General features: G+C 36.8%; 2 protein-coding genes and 1 pseudogene. 2 read left to right on the forward strand and 1 reads right to left on the reverse strand.

Translation table 11 applies throughout. From position 1 onward, the window contains the following. Both A2U94_RS20105 and A2U94_RS22055 read left to right on the forward strand, forming a co-directional pair. Positions 1-231: IS3 family transposase (locus tag A2U94_RS20105; protein ID WP_156482325.1), on the forward strand; the 231-nt coding region annotated here is incomplete at its 5' end. Continuing rightward, positions 224-373: pseudogene (locus A2U94_RS22055) on the forward strand (hypothetical protein); the annotation flags it as partial. The gene A2U94_RS20105 and the pseudogene A2U94_RS22055, both read left to right, overlap by 8 nt. An 86-nt stretch (positions 374-459) precedes the next feature. Here the strand turns inward: A2U94_RS22055 and A2U94_RS21000 are convergent. Continuing rightward, positions 460-620: transposase domain-containing protein (locus tag A2U94_RS21000; RefSeq protein ID WP_197473421.1), on the reverse strand; the 161-nt coding region annotated here is incomplete at its 5' end.

The raw sequence follows: 620 nt of genomic DNA on the forward strand, positions 1-620 counted from the left end.
AAGCGATCTCTAAGTTTGAAAGGCTGTCCGTATGATAATGCAGTAGCAGAAGCAACATTCAAAATCATCAAAACAGAGTTCGTAAAGAAACGTCATTTTGATAGCTTAGAAGAGTTACAAAGAGAGTTTACAGATTATGTGCACTGGTTTAACCATCTACGCATCCACGGTACTTTAGATTATTTAAGTCCAGTGGAATACAAATTTACGCACCTTAAGAAAACTGTCTAGTTTAGTGTTGACAATCCATGTTTTTCAGTTCTTGGCTGGAACTTTTCATCAAGATATTGATTCTCCAGAAGAGGCCTTACAAGAATTGTTAACAGAGGAAAGTAAAGAGTATCTGGAATTTGCTATTATTTTTTTAACAGATTTGTAAGCCCGAAATATAAAAAATAGCGCACCTTCACGGTACGCACGACGAACGGCCAGCTAACTGAATTTTTTTCAGTTAGCTGGCTATTTTGCACATGTGGCTTGAATATTCTCTGACCATGGCATGTAATTATGTAAAATCTCAGGGTGTTGATGAAACGATATATTAGGTAATTCCGTCATCAGCTTTACCAAGTACTGATAAAAATCAATTCCGTTTGCTTTGGCCGTTTCAGCCAAACTCA

It is taken from the genome of Bacillus sp. VT 712 (genome assembly GCF_001614195.1).
In the GTDB taxonomy this organism is placed as follows: Bacteria; Bacillota; Bacilli; order Bacillales; family Bacillaceae_H; genus Priestia; species Priestia flexa.